The organism is Pseudomonas sp. LBUM1643, assembly GCF_059716215.1.
The window spans coordinates 1,249,496-1,270,395 of the sequence record NZ_CP166813.1 but is presented as its reverse complement, the minus strand read 5'-3'; the positions used below and the strand labels follow the sequence as shown (position 1 = coordinate 1,270,395).

General features: G+C 60.6%; 19 protein-coding genes. 8 read left to right on the top strand and 11 right to left on the bottom strand.

The features are described from left to right. Positions 1-157 precede the first annotated feature (157 nt). The 3 genes from dapE (at position 158) to ACA063_RS05610 (ending at position 2,578) form a co-directional block, all read left to right on the top strand. Positions 158-1,309, top strand: a complete 1,152-nt coding sequence (gene dapE / locus ACA063_RS05620; protein ID WP_497665088.1) for a succinyl-diaminopimelate desuccinylase — start codon at positions 158-160, stop codon at positions 1,307-1,309. Continuing rightward, positions 1,309-2,118 carry a putative RNA methyltransferase gene (locus ACA063_RS05615; RefSeq protein WP_497665087.1) on the top strand — a complete coding sequence of 270 codons (810 nt, stop codon included), beginning with the start codon at positions 1,309-1,311 and terminating at the stop codon, positions 2,116-2,118. The genes dapE and ACA063_RS05615 overlap by 1 nt, the downstream gene beginning before the upstream one ends. Positions 2,119-2,200: 82 nt before the next feature. Next, entirely contained in the window at positions 2,201-2,578 is a 378-nt protein-coding gene (locus ACA063_RS05610) for a hypothetical protein (RefSeq protein ID WP_497665086.1), read from the top strand. 92 nt (positions 2,579-2,670) lie between these two features. Here ACA063_RS05610 and ACA063_RS05605 read toward each other — a convergent pair whose 3' ends face one another. Beyond that, complete coding sequence (locus ACA063_RS05605) at positions 2,671-2,880, bottom strand: cold-shock protein (protein ID WP_150687717.1); 210 nt, start codon at positions 2,878-2,880, stop codon at positions 2,671-2,673. Between the two features lie 166 nt (positions 2,881-3,046). On the opposite strand from ACA063_RS05605, the gene plsB reads away from it, so the two are divergent. From plsB to ACA063_RS05590, 3 genes are read left to right on the top strand one after another with little or no spacing between them, the layout of a single operon-like run. Next, entirely contained in the window at positions 3,047-5,548 is a 2,502-nt protein-coding gene (gene plsB / locus ACA063_RS05600; RefSeq protein ID WP_497665085.1) for a glycerol-3-phosphate 1-O-acyltransferase PlsB, read from the top strand. 54 nt (positions 5,549-5,602) lie between these two features. Further along, positions 5,603-6,001 carry a YbaY family lipoprotein gene (locus ACA063_RS05595; protein ID WP_497665084.1) on the top strand — a complete coding sequence of 133 codons (399 nt, stop codon included), beginning with the start codon at positions 5,603-5,605 and terminating at the stop codon, positions 5,999-6,001. A gap of 26 nt (positions 6,002-6,027) precedes the next feature. Further along, positions 6,028-6,717 (top strand): DUF4197 domain-containing protein, encoded by a 690-nt coding sequence (locus ACA063_RS05590; protein WP_497665083.1) that lies wholly within the window; start codon positions 6,028-6,030, stop codon positions 6,715-6,717. A 135-nt stretch (positions 6,718-6,852) separates the two neighbouring features. Here ACA063_RS05590 and ACA063_RS05585 read toward each other — a convergent pair whose 3' ends face one another. Next, a complete protein-coding gene (locus tag ACA063_RS05585) occupies positions 6,853-9,918 on the bottom strand; it encodes an efflux RND transporter permease subunit (protein WP_497665082.1) in 3,066 nt (1,021 codons plus the stop codon). Positions 9,919-9,924: 6 nt separating this feature from the next. Next, the gene (locus tag ACA063_RS05580) at positions 9,925-11,025 is read right to left on the bottom strand and encodes an efflux RND transporter periplasmic adaptor subunit (protein ID WP_497665081.1); all 1,101 of its coding nucleotides are present in this window, start codon (positions 11,023-11,025) and stop codon (positions 9,925-9,927) included. Positions 11,026-11,118: 93 nt separating this feature from the next. Here ACA063_RS05580 and ACA063_RS05575 point away from each other — a divergent pair, with 93 nt between their 5' ends. Beyond that, a complete protein-coding gene (locus ACA063_RS05575; RefSeq protein WP_497665080.1) occupies positions 11,119-11,763 on the top strand; it encodes a TetR/AcrR family transcriptional regulator in 645 nt (214 codons plus the stop codon). 101 nt (positions 11,764-11,864) lie between these two features. Here ACA063_RS05575 and ACA063_RS05570 read toward each other — a convergent pair whose 3' ends face one another. Then, on the bottom strand, positions 11,865-12,647 hold the full coding sequence (locus ACA063_RS05570; protein WP_497665079.1) for a class I SAM-dependent methyltransferase: 783 nt from the start codon (positions 12,645-12,647) through the stop codon (positions 11,865-11,867). Between the two features lie 93 nt (positions 12,648-12,740). Here ACA063_RS05570 and ACA063_RS05565 point away from each other — a divergent pair, with 93 nt between their 5' ends. Further along, entirely contained in the window at positions 12,741-13,364 is a 624-nt protein-coding gene (locus ACA063_RS05565; protein WP_497665078.1) for an energy transducer TonB, read from the top strand. 3 nt (positions 13,365-13,367) lie between these two features. Here the strand turns inward: ACA063_RS05565 and ACA063_RS05560 are convergent, their stop codons facing one another. The 7 genes from ACA063_RS05560 to ppc form a co-directional block, all read right to left on the bottom strand. Then, the gene (locus ACA063_RS05560) at positions 13,368-14,063 is read right to left on the bottom strand and encodes an extensin-like domain-containing protein (protein WP_497665077.1); all 696 of its coding nucleotides are present in this window, start codon (positions 14,061-14,063) and stop codon (positions 13,368-13,370) included. Between the two features lie 2 nt (positions 14,064-14,065). After that, entirely contained in the window at positions 14,066-14,887 is an 822-nt protein-coding gene (locus tag ACA063_RS05555; protein WP_497665076.1) for an isocitrate lyase/PEP mutase family protein, read from the bottom strand. 34 nt (positions 14,888-14,921) lie between these two features. Continuing rightward, positions 14,922-15,782: a DUF72 domain-containing protein gene (locus ACA063_RS05550; protein WP_497665075.1), complete on the bottom strand. Its 861-nt coding sequence runs from the start codon at positions 15,780-15,782 to the stop codon at positions 14,922-14,924. Beyond that, positions 15,782-16,087: a hypothetical protein gene (locus ACA063_RS05545; RefSeq protein ID WP_162440807.1), complete on the bottom strand. Its 306-nt coding sequence runs from the start codon at positions 16,085-16,087 to the stop codon at positions 15,782-15,784. The genes ACA063_RS05550 and ACA063_RS05545 overlap by 1 nt, the downstream gene beginning before the upstream one ends. Before the next feature lie 300 nt (positions 16,088-16,387). Further along, positions 16,388-17,062, bottom strand: coding sequence for a tRNA (adenosine(37)-N6)-threonylcarbamoyltransferase complex dimerization subunit type 1 TsaB (gene tsaB / locus ACA063_RS05540; protein WP_497665074.1), 675 nt, complete (start codon positions 17,060-17,062; stop codon positions 16,388-16,390). Between the two features lie 86 nt (positions 17,063-17,148). Further along, complete coding sequence (gene adk, locus ACA063_RS05535; RefSeq protein ID WP_150630841.1) at positions 17,149-17,799, bottom strand: adenylate kinase; 651 nt, start codon at positions 17,797-17,799, stop codon at positions 17,149-17,151. Positions 17,800-18,087: 288 nt separating this feature from the next. Further along, positions 18,088-20,718: a phosphoenolpyruvate carboxylase gene (gene ppc, locus ACA063_RS05530; RefSeq protein WP_497665073.1), complete on the bottom strand. Its 2,631-nt coding sequence runs from the start codon at positions 20,716-20,718 to the stop codon at positions 18,088-18,090. Positions 20,719-20,900: the final 182 nt, after the last annotated feature.

The following is a 20,900-nucleotide window of genomic DNA, read 5'->3' as shown; positions in this document are numbered from 1 at the left end:
TTCGGGCCGCCGTTTTGCTTTAGAATGATCGCCCTTTTCCACTGCAGGAGCTGCCGCAGGCTGCGATCTTTTGATCTGGTTTTTCAAAAAGCAAAATCAAAAGATCGCAGCCTGCGGCAGCTCCTACAGGTTTACCGTGCACACCTCGGAGTTTTTCATGACGGCCCACGCCGACCTTTCGCCGACCCTTCAACTCGCCATCGACCTGATCCGTCGTCCGTCCGTGACGCCGGTCGACGCCGATTGCCAGAAGCAGATGATGCAGCGCCTGGGCGATGCCGGTTTCAAGCTGGAACCGATGCGCATCGAGGATGTGGATAACTTCTGGGCGACTCACGGTAAACACGACGGCCCGGTGCTGTGCTTCGCCGGTCACACCGACGTCGTGCCGACCGGCCCGGTGCAGGCCTGGCAGATCGACCCGTTCAACGCGCTGATCGACGAGCACGGCATGCTCTGTGGCCGAGGCGCGGCGGACATGAAAGGCAGCCTCGCGGCCATGACCGTGGCGGCCGAGCGTTTCGTCACCGACTACCCGGACCATAAAGGGTCCGTGGCTTTCCTCATCACCAGCGACGAAGAAGGCCCGGCGCACCACGGCACCAAGGCCGTGGTCGAACGCCTCGCTGCGCGTAACGAGCGTCTGGACTGGTGCATCGTCGGCGAACCGTCGAGCACCACGCTGGTCGGTGACGTGGTCAAGAACGGTCGCCGCGGCTCCCTCGGTGCCAAACTGACCGTGCGTGGTGTGCAGGGTCACGTGGCCTACCCGCACCTGGCGAAAAATCCGATTCACCTCGCCGCCCCGGCCCTGGCTGAACTGGCCGCCGAGCATTGGGACCACGGCAACGATTTCTTCCCGCCGACCAGCTTCCAGATTTCCAACGTGAATTCCGGCACGGGCGCCACCAACGTGATTCCGGGCGATCTGGTGGCGGTGTTCAACTTCCGTTTCTCGACCGAGTCGACCGTTGAAGGCCTGCAGAAACGCGTCGCCGACATCCTCGACAAGCACGGCCTGGACTGGCACGTCGACTGGGCGCTGTCAGGTCTGCCGTTCCTCACCGAGCCGGGTGCGCTGCTGGATGCCGTGGCATCGAGCATCAAGGACGTCACCGGTCGCGAGACCAAGGCTTCCACCAGCGGCGGCACGTCTGACGGTCGCTTCATTGCGACCATGGGCACACAGGTCGTCGAACTGGGTCCGGTCAACGCCACGATTCACCAGATCAACGAGCGCGTACTTGCCGCCGATCTCGACGTATTGACCGAAATTTACTACCAGACCCTGATCAAGTTGCTCGCCTGATGCTGGCCTGCCCGATCTGCAGCGAACCGCTGAATGCGGTGGAGAACGGCGTGGCGTGCCCCGCCGGTCATCGTTTCGACCGCGCGCGGCAGGGTTACCTGAACCTGCTGCCGGTGCAGCACAAGAACAGCCGCGACCCTGGGGATAACCTGGCGATGGTCGAAGCCCGTCGCGATTTCCTCAACGCCGGCCATTACGCACCGGTGGCCAAGCGTCTGGCGGAGTTGGCGGCGCAGTACGCGCCACAGCGGTGGCTGGACATTGGTTGCGGCGAGGGTTACTACACCGCACAAATCGCCCAGGCCTTGCCGAATGCTGACGGCTACGCGTTGGACATTTCCCGGGAAGCGGTCAAGCGCGCCTGCAAACGTAACCCGCAGCTGACCTGGTTGATCGCCAGCATGGCCCGCGTACCGATGGCTTCAGGCAGTTGCCAGTTTCTCGCCAGCGTTTTCAGCCCGTTGGACTGGGAAGAAGCCAAGCGCCTGCTGAGCCAGGGTGGTGGTTTGATGAAAGTCGGGCCGACCAGCGGGCATTTGATGGAATTACGCGAACGACTGTACGACGAAGTCCGTGAATACACCGACGACAAGCACCTCGCGCTGGTGCCGGAAGGCATGACGCTGCAGCACAGCGAGATTCTGGAATTCAAACTGACGCTGGAAAAGGGTCAGGACCGGGCGAACCTGTTGGCGATGACACCTCACGGCTGGCGCGCCAGCGCTGAGCGTCGGGCAGCGGTCATTGATCAGGTCGAGCCGTTCGAAGTCACAGTTTCCATGCGCTACGATTATTTCGTGCTGCAATAACCTTTAATTTTTGGTCTTGAGCAATGGCTTGAGGCCGGCTAAATCCGCGAATGGATTTTTCAGACCCGCAGTGAGGACATCCATGCGCCAACCCGATATCGAGATTTACCTGAAAGACGCTGACGTCGACTACAAGGCCATCGCAGCCTGGCTCGGCACCGCGCTGGGCCCGTGCACCGACTGGGTACAGAAAGGCCAGACCTACAAGTGCAAGGCAGGCAATGTGCCCGTCACCTGGCTGCCGAAAGCCGTAGGAAAATGGAACAGCCTGTACCTGGAAAGTGACCAGACCCCGTGGGAAGACGACATCGCCTGCGCCCGCGCTGCGTTCGCCGCGCTCAACGTCGAAGTGCGTTGCGCTCCGGGTACCTGGGTTGAGGAAGAAGGCGAGGAAACCGCGGATCGCTGGATGCGCATCAGTGCCGATGGTGAAGAAGAGATCACCTGGAAAACCGTTTAAAACCAAAAAGATCGCAGCCTGCGGCAGCTTCTACAGGGTTAGGTGTACACCTGTAGGAGCTGCCGCAGGCTGCGATCTTTTGATCTTGGAGTTTACAGACCCACGACATCCTCAGCCTGCAACCCCTTCTCCCCCGTCACCACTGCATATTCAACCTGCTGACCTTCAGCCAGCGAACGGTGCCCTTCGCCGCGGATCGCGCGGTAGTGCACGAACACGTCTACCCCGTCTTCGCGTTGGATAAAGCCGTAGCCTTTGGCGTCATTGAACCACTTCACATTGCCGGTCTCGCGCGCAGCCATAACTCAGTACCCCTTCTTTTTATTGTTGAGCGGGCGAGTATATGACAGACGCAAAAACTCTCAACTCAAGTTTACTTAGCCGCTTTTTTGCCGATTTTCGATGAATCCGGCACACTATCCACCGCCCGAGCACCTGCTCGGTTTTATTCACTCATGCAGAAGCCGTATGACCCGCTCCCCGTTCCGTCGTCTTGTGTTTGGCACCTTGCGCCGACTGCTGTACCTCTGGGTTCGCTCGGAGACGATCAACCAGTCGTCCTTTACCCTCAACCTCGACCGCAGTCGTCCGGTGTTCTACGTCCTGCAAAACCCTTCGCTGACCGACCTTGCCGTGGTCGATACCGAATGCACCAAAGCCGGCCTGCCGCGCCCGGTGCTACCCGTGTCTGTGGGCAATTTGCTGGAACCTGCGGCGTTCTTCTACCTGACGCCGGAACCGGACTGGCTTGGCCGTCAGGACAAACGCGGTGCACCGCCGACCCTCACCCGCCTGGTCAGCGCCCTGAGCCAGAATGCCGCCGAAGATGCGCAGATCATTCCGGTCAGCGTGTTCTGGGGCCAGTCGCCGGACAGTGAGTCGAGCCCGTGGAAACTGCTGTTCGCGGACAGTTGGGCGGTCACCGGGCGACTGCGTCGCCTGCTGAGCATCATCGTGTTGGGGCGCAAGACGCGCGTGCAGTTCTCCGCGCCGATCCACCTGCGTGAACTGATCGATCACAACAAAGGCCACGAACGCACCGTGCGCATGGCCCAGCGCATCCTTCGGGTGCACTTTCGCAACCTGAAAGCCGCCGTGATAGGTCCCGACATTTCCCACCGTCGCAACCTGGTCAAAGGCTTGCTCAACCAGCCGCTGGTGAAACAGGCGATCCTCGACGAAGCCGAGCGCGAAAATATCTCGCCCGAAAAAGCCAAGGCGCAGGCCCTGCGTTACGGCAACGAGATTGCCTCGGACTACACCTACACCGCGATCCGCTTCCTCGAAGTGGTGCTGAGCTGGTTCTGGAACAAGATCTACGACGGGATCAAGGTCAACCACATCGAAGGTGTACAGAAGGTCGCCCAGGGCCACGAGGTCATTTATGTGCCCTGCCACCGCAGCCATATCGATTACCTGCTGCTGTCGTACCTGCTGTTCCGCAATGGCCTGACGCCGCCGCACATTGCCGCCGGGATCAACCTGAACATGCCGGTGATTGGCAGTCTCTTGCGCCGTGGCGGGGCGTTTTTCATGCGCCGTACGTTCAAGGGCAACCCGCTCTACACCTCGGTGTTCAACGAATACCTGCACACGCTGTTCACCAAAGGTTTCCCGGTCGAGTACTTCGTTGAAGGCGGCCGCTCGCGCACCGGGCGCATGCTGCAACCGAAAACCGGGATGCTTGCGATCACCCTGCGCAGCTTCCTGCGCTCTTCGCGCATGCCGATCGTTTTTATTCCGGTGTACATCGGGTACGAGCGTGTACTGGAAGGCCGGACTTACCTGGGCGAACTGCGTGGCGCCACCAAGAAGAAAGAGTCGATCTTCGACATCTTCAAAGTCATCGGAGCCCTCAAGCAGCGCTTTGGTCAGGTAGCGGTCAACTTCGGTGAGCCGATCAAACTCGCGGAATTCCTCGACAGCGAACAGCCAGACTGGCGCCAACAGGAATTAGGGCCGCAATTCAAACCGGCGTGGCTCAACGAAACCACCAATCGTCTCGGGGGAAAAGTCGCGCAGCACCTGAACGAAGCGGCCGCCATCAACCCGGTCAATCTGGTGGCCCTGGCCTTACTGTCCACCACCCGCCTGGCCCTGGACGATCGCGCCATGGCACGCGTACTCGACCTCTATCTGGCGCTGCTGCGCAAGGTGCCATACTCGCCGCACACCACGCTGCCGGAAGGTGACGGGCGAGCGCTGATCGAACATGTGAAGGACATGGACCTGCTGTCCGAGCAGAGCGATGCGCTCGGAAAAATTCTGTATCTGGACGAACAGAATGCAGTCCTGATGACCTATTACCGCAACAACGTACTGCACATTTTTGCCCTGCCGGCGCTGCTTGCGAGTTTCTTCCAGAGCGCGTCACGCATGAGTCGCGAACAAATCCTGCGCTACACCCGGGCGCTGTATCCGTACCTGCAATCGGAACTGTTCATTCGTTGGTCCCTGGACGAGCTGGATGCCGTGGTCGATCAATGGCTCGAAGCCTTCGTTGAACAAGGGTTGCTGCGCTTCGAAAACAATGTCTACCTGCGCCCTGCGCCAAGTTCGCGGCATTTCGTGCTGCTCACCTTGCTGTCGAAAAGCATCGCCCAGACCTTGCAGCGCTTCTACATGACCGTGTCCCTGCTGCTCAACAGCGGCCAGAACAGCATCAGTGCCGAAGAGCTCGAAGACCTGTGCACGGTCATGGCCCAGCGCCTGTCGATCCTTCATGGGCTGAACGCCCCGGAGTTCTTCGACAAGAGCCTGTTCCGCCATTTCATCCAGACGATGCTGGACCTGGACGTGCTGCGCCGCGACGAAGCCGGCAAGCTGAGTTATCACGAGCTGCTGGGCGAATTGGCCGAGGGTGCGGCAAAACGTGTTCTGCCTGCGGAAATTCGCTTGTCGATCCGTCAGGTGGCGCTGCATCGCAGTGAAGATGCGGCGGACCAGATCGCCGCACAACCCGAGATCTGATGAAAACGTGTGGGAGTGAGCCTGCCCGCTCCCACAATGATTGAGGATAACCCGATGAAAAAACTCTCTCTCTTGGCCGCCGCCACCCTGCTGAGCGCCTGTCAGTCGATGGCGCCTGCCACCAAAACCAGCCTCGACGGCGAAGTCTTCTACCTTCAACGCATCGCCCTGCCGCCGAACGCGACCCTGACGGTGAGCTTGCAGGACGTATCGCTGGCCGACGCGCCCGCGCTTGTCCTCGACGAACAGAAAGGCCCGGTCAAGGGTCAGGTGCCGCTGCCATTTCATCTCAGCTACGATCCGGTCCAGATCAATCCTGGCCACCGCTACTCGGTCAGTGCGCGCATCGAAGTGGATGGCAAGCTGATCTTCATCACCACCGAACACCACGCCGTGCAACTGGATGGCAGCGATCCGCAGCCGTTGAAAATCCGTGTCGACGCCGTTCGCTAACGCTATTCAAGTACAAGGAAGCCGCCATGCTCCGCCCCACCCTTCGCTTCGCCGGTCTGTGTGCAGGTTTGCTGATCTGCGCCAACGCCATGGCGCTGTCGCTCAGTGACCTGTCACAAAAAGACGCCACCGGCGGTCTCAAGGATGCCCTGACCCAAGGTGCTCAAGTAGCAGTCAAACAACTCGGAACGCCGGGTGGGTTCAGCAACAATCCCGAGGTCAAAATCGAACTGCCGGGCAAGCTGGGCAAAGTCGCGAGCAAAATGAAACAGTTCGGCATGGGTAGTCAGGTCGATCAACTGGAAACCAGCATGAACAAAGCGGCTGAAACGGCCGTGACCCAGGCCCAGCCGATTCTGGTGGATGCCGTGAAAAAAATGAGTGTTGAAGATGCCAAAGGCATTCTCAGCGGTGGCAATGACTCCGCCACCCAGTACCTCAGCAAAACCAGCCGCGAACAGATTCGTGCGAAGTTCCTGCCCATCGTCAAGCAAGCCACCGATCAGGTTGGCCTGGCGAAGCAGTACAACTCGTTTGCAGGACAAGCAGCGACCTTGGGTGTGCTTGACGCCAAGAACGCCAATATCGAGAGCTACGTGACCGAGCAGGCGCTGAACGGCTTGTTCGAGATGATTGGCAAGCAGGAAGAAACCATCCGCAACAACCCGGCTGCTGCCGCGACCAGCCTGGCGAAGAAAGTTTTCGGCACGCTGTAAAGCCCCCTGTAGGAGCTGCCGCAGGCTGCGATCTTTTGATCTTGTTTTTATGAAGGGCAAGATCAAAAGATCGCAGCCTCGTTTCACTCGACAGCTCCTACACAGCGCCTACGCAGCTCCTACGCAGCTTCAGGGTCAGGCAGGTTCTTTTTTGATTCGGAACCATGCGGCGTACAGCGCCGGCAGGAACAACAGCGTCAACGCTGTCGCCACGATCAGGCCGCCCATGATCGCCACTGCCATCGGCCCGAAAAACACGCTGCGTGACAGTGGAATCATCGCCAGCACCGCCGCAAGCGCGGTCAGCACGATCGGCCGGAAGCGTCGCACAGTGGCCTCGATGATCGCTTGCCAGGGTTTCAGTCCAGCGGCGATATCCTGCTCGATCTGGTCCACCAGAATCACCGAGTTACGCATGATCATCCCGGACAGCGCGATGGTGCCGAGCATCGCGACGAAGCCGAACGGCTGTCGGAACACCAGCAAAAACAGGGTCACACCGATCAATCCCAGTGGCGCTGTCAGGAACACCATCACCGTGCGTGAGAAACTGCGCAGTTGCAGCATCAGTAGCGTCAGCACGACCACGATGAACAACGGCACGCCAGCCTTCACCGAGTTCTGCCCGCGGGCAGACTCTTCCACCGTACCGCCGACCTCCAGCAGATAGCCGTCCGGCAATTCTGCGCGAATCGGATCGAGCGTCGGCATGATCTGCGCCACCAGCGTCGCCGGTTGCTCCTTGCCGTAGATGTCGGCGCGGACGGTGACATTCGGCAAGCGATTGCGGTGCCAGATGATGCCTTCTTCGAAGCCGTATTCCAGGGTGGCGATCTGCGACAGGGCCACGCTGCGCCCGCTGTCGGTCGGCACGGCGAGGCTTGGCAGCAACGACAACTCGGTGCGCTCGTGCAAGGTGCCGCGCAGCAGAATCTCGATCAATTCATTGTCTTCGCGGTACTGGCTGACACTGGAGCCGGTCAGGGAGCTTTGCAGAAACTTCGACAGGTTCGCGGTACTGACGCCAAGCGCCCGGGCACGGTCCTGATCGACGTTCAGGTACACCACTTTGCTCGGCTCTTCCCAGTCCAGATGAACGTTGGCCACATGCGGGTTGTCGCGAACCTTCGCCGCGACTTTGCGTGCCAGTTCGCGGACTTCCTCGATGTGCTCACCGGTCACGCGCAACTGCACCGGATAGCCCACGGGCGGACCGTTCTCCAGGCGCGTGACCCGCGAGCGCAACGCCGGGAATTGTTCGTTAAGGGTTTCGATCAGCCAGGTGCGCAGGCTCTCTCGCTCCTCGATGGTTTTGGCCAGGACGACAAATTGCGCGAAGCTCGCTGCAGGCAGTTGTTGATCCAGCGGCAGGTAAAAACGCGGTGAGCCGGTGCCCACGTAGGCGACATAATTGTCGACGCCGGCCTTGTCCTTGAGCAGCGCTTCAAGACGTTTGACCTCCTCGGCGGTGTTGCTCAGCGACGCACCTTCGGCCAGCTTCAGATCGACCATCAACTCCAGACGACCCGATGCCGGAAAGAATTGCTGCGGCACAAAGCGAAAGAGCGCGATGGAGCCGACGAACAACACAATGGTCAGCACGATCACGGTCTTGCGCCAGCGCACACACCACTCCACCAGGCGTCTGACGCGCTGATAGAACGGTGTGCCGTAAGGGTCCGGTTGGCCGACACCGTGTTTGGCGGCATGAATCTTCGCCAGATCCGGCAGCAGCTTTTCCCCCAGATACGGCACGAACACCACGGCGGCGATCCATGACGCGATCAACGCAATGGTCACGACCTGGAAGATCGAACGGGTGTATTCGCCCGTCCCCGATTGCGCGGTGGCGATCGGCAAAAAACCGGCCGCCGTGATCAAGGTGCCGGTGAGCATCGGGAATGCGGTACTGGTCCAGGCATAACTGGCTGCCTTTATCCGGTCGAAACCCTGCTCCATTTTGATCGCCATCATTTCCACGGCGATGATCGCATCGTCCACCAGCAACCCCAGCGCCAGCACCAGCGCGCCCAGGGAAATCTTGTGCAGTCCGATGCCCAGGTAATACATGCAGGCAAACGTCATCGCCAGCACCAGTGGAATCGCCAGCGCCACGACCATGCCGGTGCGCACGCCCAGGGAGAAGAAACTCACCAGCAAAACAATCGCCAAGGCCTCCACCAGCACTTGGATGAACTCGCCGACGCCGGTTTTCACGGCGGCGGGCTGGTCCGACACCTTGCGCAATTGCATGCCCGCCGGAAGGTTTTGCTGGATGCGATCGAACTCGACTTCCAGTGCCTTGCCCAGCACCAGAATGTCGCCACCAGACTTCATCGCAACGGCCAGACCGATGGCGTCCTGCGCCATGAAGCGCATGCGCGGCGCCGGTGGATCGTTGAAACCACGACGCACGTCCGCCACATCAGAGATGCGGAACGTGCGATCACCGACGCGAATAGGGAAGTTTTTTATCTCGTCGACGGTCTGAAAACTCCCCGACACCCGTAGCTGCAATCGCTCGCTGGTGGTTTCGAAGAACCCGGCTGTGGACACGGCGTTCTGCTCTTCAAGGGCTTGCTGCACCGCTGCCAGAGGCAACCCGAGGGTGGCGAGTTTGACGTTGGACAGCTCGATCCAGATCTTCTCGTCCTGCAATCCCAGCAGGTCGACCTTGCCCACATCCTTGACCCGTTGCAGCTGGATCTGGATACGGTCCGCGTAATCCTTGAGCACGGCGTAATCGAAACCGTCACCGGTCAGCGCGTAGATGTTGCCGAAGGTGGTGCCGAATTCGTCATTGAAGAAAGGTCCCTGAATGCCGGGCGGCAGGGTATGACGAATATCGCTGACTTTCTTGCGCACCTGATACCAGAGCTCGGGAATGTCCACCGAGTGCATGGAATCGCGCGCGATGAACGTCACCTGGGATTCGCCCGGACGGGAGAACGACACGATGCGCTCGTACTCGCCGGTTTCCATCAGCTTCTTTTCAATGCGCTCGGTGACCTGGCGGGACACTTCCTGAGCCGTAGCGCCGGGCCAATTCGTACGAATCACCATCGCCTTGAACGTAAACGGCGGATCTTCGCTTTGTCCGAGTTTGGTGTAGGAAAGCGCGCCGACCACTGCCAGCAAAAGCATCAGGAACAGGACGATCTGGCGATTGCGCAGCGCCCAGGCGGAAAGATTGAAACCCATCGGGACCTACTCCTTGTCCGCCAGATTGACCACACGGTTGGAGCGATCCACCGGGCGCACTTGCTGCCCGTCGTGAAGCACATGAACACCGGCCGCGACCACCCAATCATTGACACTCAGGCCTTCGAGCACCGGTACGGTTTTCTCGCCGAATGCACCGATCCGAACCGGTGTTTTTTTCAGGGTGTTATTGGCACCCAGTACCCAGACGTATGTAGCACCGTCCTGCGCGGTGACCGCCGAGAGCGGCACCGACAGCGACACCACGTCCGCCGCCGGGATAAATACCCGGGCACTCTGACCCAGTTCGGCAGGCACCTTGCCAGCAGTAAACGCGATACGCGCGGCAAAGGTGCGGGACCTTGGGTCAGCGGCAGGCGACAGCTCGCGGATCCGTCCGGCGAACCGTTGATCCGGTTGCGTCCAGAGTTCCACGGACACCGGCTGACCCACCTTGAAGCGGCCAAAGTTTTGCTCCGGCAGGCTGATCAACACCTCACGCTCGCCATCAGTGGCGAGGGTGAACAGGGTTTGCCCGGCCGCCACGACTTGCCCGACTTCCACCGCGCGCTTGGCCACCACACCGTCCTGTGGCGCACGCAGCACGGCGTAGCTGGCCTGGTTGGTCGATACGTTGAATTCGGCTTTGATTTGCTTGAGGCGTGCTTCACCGGACCGGTAAAGGTTTTCGGCATTGTCGTACGCCGAACGGCTGATCATCTGACGCTCCATCAGCGTCTTGTAGCGATCACGTTCGGCACGCACCAGATTGAGATTGGCTTCGGCCGCCGTGACCTGGGCACGGGTGGCTTCCAGTTGCAGGCGCACATCCTGAGGGTCGAGTTCCGCCAAGGGCTGATCGGCCTTGACCCGGTCCCCTTCCTCGACCAGTCGTCGGCTGACTTTGCCGCCAATGCGAAACGCCAGCTCCGGCTCGTAGCGAGCCCGCACTTCACCGGGATAACTTTCCATGGCCTGCGCCGAAGGCTCTGGCTGCACCACCATGGCCGGTCGAACGGCGACCTGGGGCGCCTCTTCGTGCCCACACGCGGACAATAAAAAAGCCAGAGTGACTGGCAACGCGAGGGGCAAGGCATAGCGGAACATGGTGAAGGACCTTTCGCTAATGGTGCTTGGAATAATTATACTGGCCAGTATGTTATTAATAGCAAACTCACCAGTCCAGTATTAAAGCGAAGAATGTCGAACAATCTTTCAGCCCCCAATGGTCCGGGCCGTCCCAAGGATCTGGCCAAACGCCAGGCGATCCTCGATGCGGCGAAAATCCTGTTTCTGAGCAATGGCTATGCGAACACCAGCATGGACGCGGTGGCAGCCGAGGCTGGCGTGTCGAAGCTGACGGTCTACAGCCATTTCAACGACAAGGAAACGCTGTTCTCAGCCGCTGTCGTCGCCAAGTGCGAAGAACAATTGCCGCCGGATTTTTTCGAGTTGCCGGACGGCATCGCGGTGGAAAAGGTGCTGCTGAACATCGCGCGCGGCTTTCATCAGCTGATCAACAGCGATGAGTCGGTGAACCTGCATCGATTGATGATGACCCTGGGCAGCCAGGACCCGAAACTCTCACTGATTTTCTTCGAAGCGGGACCAGAGCGCATGCTGCATGGCATGGAGCGCTTGCTGGCCAAGGTGGATCAGAGTGGCGCGCTGCACATCGAAAAGCCGCGCAACGCGGCCGAGCACTTCTTTTGCCTGCTCAAGGGCGCGGGTAATTTTCGCTTGCTGTACGGCTGCGGTGAGCCGCTGACCGGGGATGCGGCGGAAAGCCATGTGCAGGAAGTGGTGGGGTTGTTTATGCGGGCGTATCGACCCGCGACAGCCTGAAATCAGCCATTGTCAGAGCTGGCGTCATCGTCGGAACGCTACCCGGAGCAGGCTCAATCCCCTGTAGGAGTGAGCTTGCTCGCGATGGGAGCAACTCGGTCTTAAGACTTGAGCGCCTTCTTCGGATAAATATCATATCGGCTCGATTTCCCGTCCAGCGCATGGCTCGGCTTCGGCCCCTCGATACACGGGGCCTTGCGCGGACGCTTGACCACCACCCGATGGCTGGCCAACGCTAAGGCCGCTTCGAGCAAGGCCGGCGCATCCTGATCGTCCCCTACCAACGGCCGGAACAGGCGCATTTCCTTCTTCACCAACGCCGTTTTCTCACGGTGCGGGAACATCGGGTCGAGGTAGATCACCTGCGGCGGCTCGCCTTCCCAATTGCGCATCACCTCGATCGAATTGCCCTTGAGCAAACGCATGCGCGCCACAATCGGCGCCACGTCAAAATCTTCAGCACCGCGCAGCAGACCGTCCTCCAGCAAGGCACCGATCAATGGCTGCCGTTCGATCAGGCTCATCTCGCATCCCAGGCTCGCCAGCACGAATGCGTCCTTGCCCAGGCCCGCCGTGGCGTCCAGCACGCGAGGCCGCACGCCTTGAGCGATGCCGACCGCCTTGGCAATCATCTGCCCGGTGCCGCCGCCGAACAGCCGGCGATGGGCCGCCCCGCCTTCAACGAAATCCACACGCACCGGCCCCGGTGCGTCCGGGCCGATCTGTTGCAGCTGCAAGCCCTGCTCCCCGACCTGCAGCGCGAACTCAGCGTCATCCACCTGCAATGGCAAGTCCAGGCGCTCGGCCCATTGTTCGGCCTGTGGCTGATAGGTCTCGCTCAGGGCTTGGACATGGATGCGGCAGGCCGCGGGTTGCTCAATCATGGGAAAAAACGCTCAAAAAATTAATGATCGGCAAAAACGGCCGATAACAAAACTATCGAGCATTTTGCCAGAGCTGAGCGTCGACCGAGAGAAATGTCAGACATTCAACCCACCATCACAGGTTTTATCTCGCCCTACGGCGATTACAGCCTGCGAAACTCCCAAGCACTGAGCGGCGTCAGTCACCTCTGGCAGGATTTTTTTGCCCGGGCCCTGGCCGATCAGTCGAAGGAGGCGGTGCTGCCCGCTTCGCTGGATTTCCCAACCGTCGACCTCGACAGCCCGGTTGAACCTACCGTCGGCAGCGACCTGCTGGCGCACATCATGTCCCAGCGTCAATGTGACGTGAAAGACACCGAAGTACGCCCGCCAGAGCCGCTCTTCCTGCCGATCGCCGAGTTCGAGATGGACCTGGCAGACAAGCCCTTCCCGCCGTTTCCAGACGACGAAATTGCGGCGCAGCAGAAACAGCAGGACTTCGAGAGCGGCTGGGTTCGACCGCTCGTGCTCACCGCCGGCCAGCCCGTGCCAGAGCCAGGCCCGGCACCACAGCCACGTGCGCTGCACCTGCCCATCGCTGAATTCGAACTCGATCTGCTGGACAAACCGTTCCCGCCATTTGCGCCGCAGGAGCTGGTTGAACAGCAAAAGAACTTTGACTTCGATATCGGCTGGGCTCGCCCTATCGTCCTGCAAAACCTGCGCATCGCCGCGTAGCCCTCAGCGACACACCCACCACGGGCCAACATCGACATGAAAGTGATTGCGATGGGCAGCGTTGTAGTCCGGGCTCAACACCACACTGAACATCTCGCAGGCGCTATCCCGGACCTGGCGTAAAAACCGCGCGTCCTGATTGTCCTTCGGCCAATCCTTCAGCACGCTGATCGAGCGACCGTCCGCCAGCTTAAAACCGGCAATGTCCAGGGCATCGGCCGATGCGTGCTGACTGCGTCGAGCGTTCTCGCGCCCGTAGACATTGCGGCAGGCAAAGCTGCCGAGATGGGCGACACGCGTCACTGCTTGCCCGTAGACGGCTTGAGCCGAAGGCTGCAGGGCGTGGTGTTCGAACAGCGCGTACGAGACGGCCAGTCGGCAACTCGCGAGGAAGCTGCTGCTCAGGGCCACCTCACCGCCCTGCACACGCAGGGTGTTGATCAGCGGACAGGCCGCGCCGGGGCTGTCGGCTTGTCGACTCACTCGCAGGCCCGAGCTGGCGAGGGCTTGATCACACAGCAGGGGATCATCGCGCAGGCGCATGAGTTTGTAGCGGGTCAACACATTGGGCGTCGCCTTCACGTCCAGCGGCGCCCAAGGGTTCCATTGCGGCGCAAGCGAGATCCACCCACGCCAGACACCCACGGCCCCCGCACCGATGATCAACAGCAGCAACAACAGCCACCACCGAAACCCCACCGTCAGCCTTTGAACAACTGATTGGCCTTGGCGTAGGGCATGGACCTCGAGGTGAACCCGAATGTGCCAGACGTCTTGATTTCTTCGGCTGCGCGGAAAAACTCGCCATAGGCCGCCAGGGCCAGGGCCGAACCGACGCTGATGCGTTTGACGCCCATCTCGCTCAACTCCTCGACCGTCAATTTGAGCCCACCGGACATCAGTACATTGACCGGTTTCGGCGCAACGGCACGGACCACTGCCAGCACGTCTTCAGCGCTGCGCAGACCCGGTGCATACAACACGTCGGCGCCCGCCTCGGCAAATGCCTGCAAGCGGCGGATCGTGTCTGCCAGATCGGGATTGCCATGCAGGAAGTTCTCGGCCCGGGCCGTCAGCATGAAAGGAAAAGGCAAACTGCGCGCGGCGGCGACGGCGGCTTTGACACGAGCGACGGCGTGTTCAAAGCAATAGATCGGCGCGTCTTCGCGCCCGGTGGCGTCTTCAATCGAACCGCCGACAGCACCGGCCTCTGCAGCACGCAAAACACTCTGCGCGCATTCAGCAGGGTCGTCAGCGAAGCCGTTTTCCAGATCGACCGCCACCGGCAGATCCGTCGCCGCAACGATCGCCCGGACGTTTGCCAGGGTGTCGTCCAGCGTTAATCCGCCATCGGGGCGGGCGTTGGAGAAGGCGTAACCGGCACTGGTGGTTGCCAGCGCCTCGAAACCCAGGCTGGCGAGCATTTTCGCCGAGCCGGCGTCCCACGGGTTGGGAATGACAAAAGCCCCGTCACGTTCATGCAGCGCTTTGAACGCTTGGGCTCGAAGGGTTTGCGAATCCATTTGGCAGGCTCCTGAGAAGGACGAAAAACCCGCCTCAGAGCAAACCAAGTTGCTCCGCAGCGGGCTCTCTGTATAGCTCAGGCAGCGCCGGCAAGCCAGGCAAACGCATCATCAGTTGCGCGTGAAACCGCTGTGCGAGTCTCGCGGCCTGCAGATTGTCGGCGGTGTGCAGGAAGATATAAGGCGTGCGCCCTTCCTCGATCCACTGCGCTATTTTTTCGACCCAAGGCACCAGGAATGAATCATTCGCCTCAAGCTGCGGGTGGCCAATGAAGCGCACCTGCGGACATTGCGTGAACGCTGCCGGACGGGTCGGGACGTTGGGCTTTTTGGATTGGGCATGCAGCACCGAAGGATCGGTCGACGTGCAGCTGAACAGTGCACGGGGATCAAGGCAGATGCGCTCGACACCGCGATCCAGCAACAGCCGATTGAGCAGGCGCTCGCCGTCACCCTTGGCGAAAAAATCCCGGTGCCGCACCTCGACAGCCAGTGGTCGATCCAGCGCATCGATGAAACCGGCCAGTTCGGGCAAGCGTTGAGGCGTGAAGCTTTTTGCCAGTTGCAGCCACAGTGGCGACACCCGCTCACCGAGGGGGCTGAGCAATTGCACGAAGGTTTCAGCGGCGGTCAGTTGCTCGCGCAGGTCCCCGTTGTGGCTGATGTCGCCGGGAAACTTGGCGGTGAAGCGAAAGTGCTCGGGCATGGTTTCAGCCCAGCGCTGCACGGTGTCGGCAGCCGGGCTCGCGTAGAAAGTCGTATTGCCTTCCACGGCGTTGAACACTTGAGTGTAGAGATTCAGAAATTCGGCGGGTTTGGCGTCTTGCGGATAGAGATAGTCGCGCCAGGCGCTTTCACTCCACGATGGGCAACCCAGGTAGTACGGCAACAACATCAGATGTACAGATCGAGGCCCAGCACATCCGCATCCCAATCGACAAAACCGGCGGTGCTGAGATAGCTGGCCAGGGCCATCGAGACGCTTTTGCTCATGGCTCGGTGATAAAGCATGTCTTGCTGACGGGCAGGGAGATTGCTCAGGCGTTGTGCGGAGGCTTTGGCGGCGCGGGCGGCCAGTTGCTCTTCGGAGGGAAACTCCAGCTCACCGTCGATATCAACGGTCTCGTCTTCCACCACAGTGCCTTTGCGCGGTTGGCGCTTGATGGGGTAGGACTGAGAGGAGAAGCCGTCTATACGCATAAAGTCATGCTCGGTATCGATGATGGCAGTTTAGTGGCGCACAACGCCCTTCGCAAACCGCCGAGTGATAACTAGAACACATAAAAGGCAAAAGGTTTAAAAGCGGGGGCTGGAAACTGACGATTGGTTCTATACGAGACCCGTTTTTGTGGCGAGGGAGCTTGCTCCCGTCCGGCTGCGAAGCAGTCGCAAGATCAGGGTGCGCGGTGCAGTTGCCGGTCACTGGGGGCCGCTTCGCAGCCCAGCGGGAGCAAGCTCCCTCGCCACAACAAGCGCCCTCGCCACATAATCAGGGGTAAATCAACGCGCTTTCGGTGTTGCCACCTTATCGCGCAAGTAAACCGGTTGCGCCTCATCCGCCACAATCGCCTCACCACGTGCCCAAGCGAAACGCGCCAGGGTCAACAGGTCTTCGGCGTGCGGCAACATGCCCGCATCCTGGCCGTTCAGGTTGACGCCGATTCGCTCGGCATATCCCCAACCGGTCCCGGCGCCGAACCATTTGCCACTGGCATCGGCAGGCAATGCCGCGACTTCCGGCGGCAACACCGCTTCATTGCCGACCAGGCGCATCTCCCCCGCCGTCTCGCGGTAGCAGCCCCAATACACTTCATCCATCCGCGCATCGATTGCCGACGCGACCTGGCTCACGCCGTGTTCACGGAAGGCCCGCTGTGCCAACACGGCGAGGTTCGATACCGGGAGCACCGGGCGATCCAGGGCAAACGCCAATCCCTGCACAACACCAATGGCAATGCGCACGCCCGTGAACGCACCAGGGCCACGGCCGAATGCGATGGCGTCAACCGCTTGCAGCGTGATTCCGGCGTCGGCCAGCAATTGCTGAATCATCGGTAGCAGCTTCTGCGCATGCAGGCGCGGGATCACCTCGTAATGGCTCGTAACCTTGCCGTCATGCAGCAATGCAACGGAGCAAGCTTCAGTCGCGGTGTCCAGGGCCAGCAAGGTGCTCATCGATGTTTCCGTAAGAGAGGTCAGAAAAAGTGCGTCAGTATAAACAACTACGGCCCGCAAGCGGGCCGTAGAAGATCAAGCGGTTATCAGCTCAGCGCTTCAAGCACCTTGCCAGTGATCGCTTCAACCGAGCCGACGCCAGCGATGTGGCTGTATTTCGGCTTGCCGTCGGTAGCGGCAGACAGCTTCTGGTAGAACTCAACCAGTGGCTTGGTCTGGGAATGGTAGACCGACAGGCGATGACGAACCGTTTCCTCGGTGTCGTCCTTGCGCTGCACCAGGTCTTCACCGGTGATGTCGTCCTTGCCCGCGATTTTCGGCGGGTTGTAGACGGTGTGGTACACGCGACCGCTGGCTTCGTGAACACGACGCCCGGCAATACGCTGAACGATTTCTTCATCGTCGACAGCGATTTCGACCACGTGATCCAGCTCCACGCCAGCTTTGACCAGCGCTTCAGCCTGAGGGATGGTGCGCGGGAAACCGTCGAACAGGAAACCGTTGGCACAATCAGCCTGGCTGATGCGTTCCTTGACCAGGTTGATGATCAGGTCGTCTGAAACCAGACCACCGCTGTCCATGACGCTTTTGGCGATCAAGCCCAGCTCGGTGCCGGCCTTGACGGCTGCACGCAGCATGTCGCCGGTGGAGATTTGCGGAATGCCGAATTTCTCGGTGATGAACTTAGCCTGAGTACCTTTACCGGCCCCGGGAGCTCCCAGCAGAATGACGCGCATCGATGTGCTCCTCAATTTTTTATATAGATAACGTCAGATTCGCCTCGTGGGGCCAATCTCAAAAATAGGGTCGTGACCGCCCAAACGGCCAAAGGCTGATCAAGATACACAGCAGTTCCTGCCCACACAAGCCGCCGAAAGTCGGAGAAACCCGCGCCTTGCCTGAGCTTGCGACGCGGTACTCCAAGTCGCAACCCCATCATTAACTGTCGCCTGCCCGCACTTTTTAACGACTGTCATGCCGCCGACCGACACCCGATACGGGTGTCGGACGCCACGGCAAAAATGTTAGCCCGTGTTACGCAAACCAGCCGCAATCCCCGCCACAGACACCAGTAATGCCTGTTCTACAGGGCTGCCTTGCGCCACCTCCTGCTGCCGCGAACGGGCCAACAGTTCCGCCTGCAATAGATGTAGCGGGTCAAGGTAAGTGTTGCGCAAACGGATGAACTCGAGGGTGGCAGGGCTATGTGCCAGTAGCTGCGACTGGCCGGTCAGACCCAGGACCACCGCGCAGGCCTGCGACAATAGGTCGCGTAAATGCGCGCCCAGCGGTAGCAGATCCGGTTCGACGAGGCGCTCATCGTAGGACCGGGCAATATCGGCGTCCGCCTTGGCCAGGACCATTTCCAGCATATCGATCCGGGTCCGGAAGAACGGCCACTGTTCACGCATCTGCCCCAGCAGCTCGCCCTCGCCTCGCTCCAGCGCCTTGCTCAGCGCCGCTTCCCAGCCGAGCCACGCCGGCAGCATCAGGCGGGTCTGGGTCCAGCCGAAGATCCAGGGAATCGCCCGCAGGCTTTCGATACCACCGGCACGGCGCTTGGCAGGGCGACTGCCCAATGGCAGACGTCCAAGCTCCTGTTCGGGAGTGGATTGACGGAAATACTCGACGAACTGCGGATTCTCCCGCACCACGGCGCGATAGGCGCTTACCCCGTCAGCGGCCAATTCGTCCATCAAATGACGCCACGCAGGTTCCGGTGGTGGCGGCGGCAACAAGGTCGCCTCCAGCACCGCCGCCAGGTAGAGATTGAGGTTTTGTTCGGCGATGTCCGGCAGCCCGAATTTGAAACGGATCATTTCCCCCTGCTCGGTGGTTCGGAACCGCCCCGCCACTGAACCCGGTGGCTGCGACAGAATCGCCGCGTGAGCCGGGCCGCCGCCACGTCCGACGGTGCCGCCACGACCGTGGAACAACAGCAGTTCCACTTGCTGCTCGCGGCAGATATCGACCAGCCGTTCCTGCGCCCGATACTGCGCCCAGGCGGCTGCCGTGGTGCCGGCATCCTTGGCCGAGTCGGAGTAGCCAATCATCACTTCCTGCGGTCCTTGCAGGCGTGCGCGGTAGCCGGGCAGCAGCAAGAGTTTTTCAATCACCGGCCCGGCGTTATCCAGGTCGGCGAGTGTTTCGAACAGCGGCACCACGCGCATCGGCCGCAACACGCCCGATTCCTTGAGCAACAGTTGCACAGCCAATACATCGGAGGCGGCACCCGCCATGGAGATCACGTAAGAGCCCAGCGACGCTCCCGGTGCTGCGGCCACTTCCCGGCAGGTCGCCAGCACTTCGGCGGTGTCAGCGGACGGTTTGAAATACGCCGGCAACAGCGGACGCCGATTGTTGAGCTCGCGCATCAGGAACGCGATTCGCTCTTCTTCGCTCCAGTCTTCGTACCGACCAAGGCCGAGGTAATCGGTGATTTCGGTCATGGCCGCCGAGTGCCGTGACGAATCCTGGCGCACATCGAGACGCACCAGGAACAACCCGAACGTCACCGCGCGGCGCAAGCAATCGAGAAGCGGCCCGTCGGCGATCACGCCCATGCCGCACTCATGCAGCGATTGGTAGCACAGCTCCAGCGGGTCAAGCAGGTCACGGTTGTTTTGCAGCACATCGGCGGTTGCAGGTGTGGTCGCCGTCAGAGAAGCGTGTGCCCAGTTACGCGTGGCGCGAAGCCGATCACGCAGCTGTTTGAGCACCGTTCGATACGGTTCTGCACTGTCTCCGGCCTTGGCTTTGAGCGCGTCGCTGGCCTGCTGCATCGACAACTCAGCCGCCAGATGGTCGATATCGCGCACGTACAAATCCGCCGCCATCCAGCGCGCCAGCAGCAACACTTCGCGGGTAACGGCAGCGGTGACGTTGGGGTTGCCGTCGCGGTCGCCGCCCATCCACGAAGCAAAGCGGATAGGTGCCGCTTCGAGGGGAAGGTGCAGGCCGGTGGCGTCATGCAGGGCTTTGTCGGCCTTGCGCAAATAGTTCGGGATGGCTTGCCACAGCGAATGCTCGATCACCGCGAAACCCCACTTCGCCTCGTCCACCGGCGTCGGACGCGTGCGGCGGATTTCTTCGGTGTGCCAGGCTTCGGCGATCAGGCGTTGCAGCTTCGACTGGATCTGCTCGCGCTCGGCAGTCGTCAGGTCGCGATGATCCTGAGCCGCCAGTTGTGCGGCGATGGCGTCGTATTTTTGAATGAGCGTGCGTCGCGCGACTTCGGTCGGGTGGGCCGTGAGGACCAGTTCGATTTCCAGTCGCCCCAACTGCCGCGCCAGGGATTCTGCGCCGTGGCCTTCGGCGCGCAAGCGAGCCAGCAACTCCGGCAACACCCGGGACTCGAACGGCGCGGGTTGCGATTCCTCGCGACGGTGAATCAGTTGGTACTGCTCGGCGATGTTGGCCAGGTTGAGAAACTGGTTGAAGGCCCGCGCGACCGGCAGCAGTTCGTCTTCGCTCAATTGATTGAGGCTGGCGCTCAGCTCAGCGTCCATCGATCCACGTCGATCCGCCTTGGCGCCCTTGCGGATCTGCTCGATCTTGTCGAGGAAGCCGTCCCCATACTGCTCACGAATGGTGTTGCCCAACAGCTCACCCAGCAGGTGAACGTCCTCACGCAAGCGTGCATCAATATCGGTCATCAGCAGTTCTCCAGGGAAAAATCCGGTCGGCCACGAACATCAAGAGTGCCGCTCCAGACCCGTTCTTACAAGCAAACGACGAAGGGACTTTAAACCTGACGGGTAAAAGCTAGTCTGAAGAGTAAGCCGTACAACGGCTTACCGCCGACTACAGGCGGACACTCCCCGGCCTGCCACGAGCA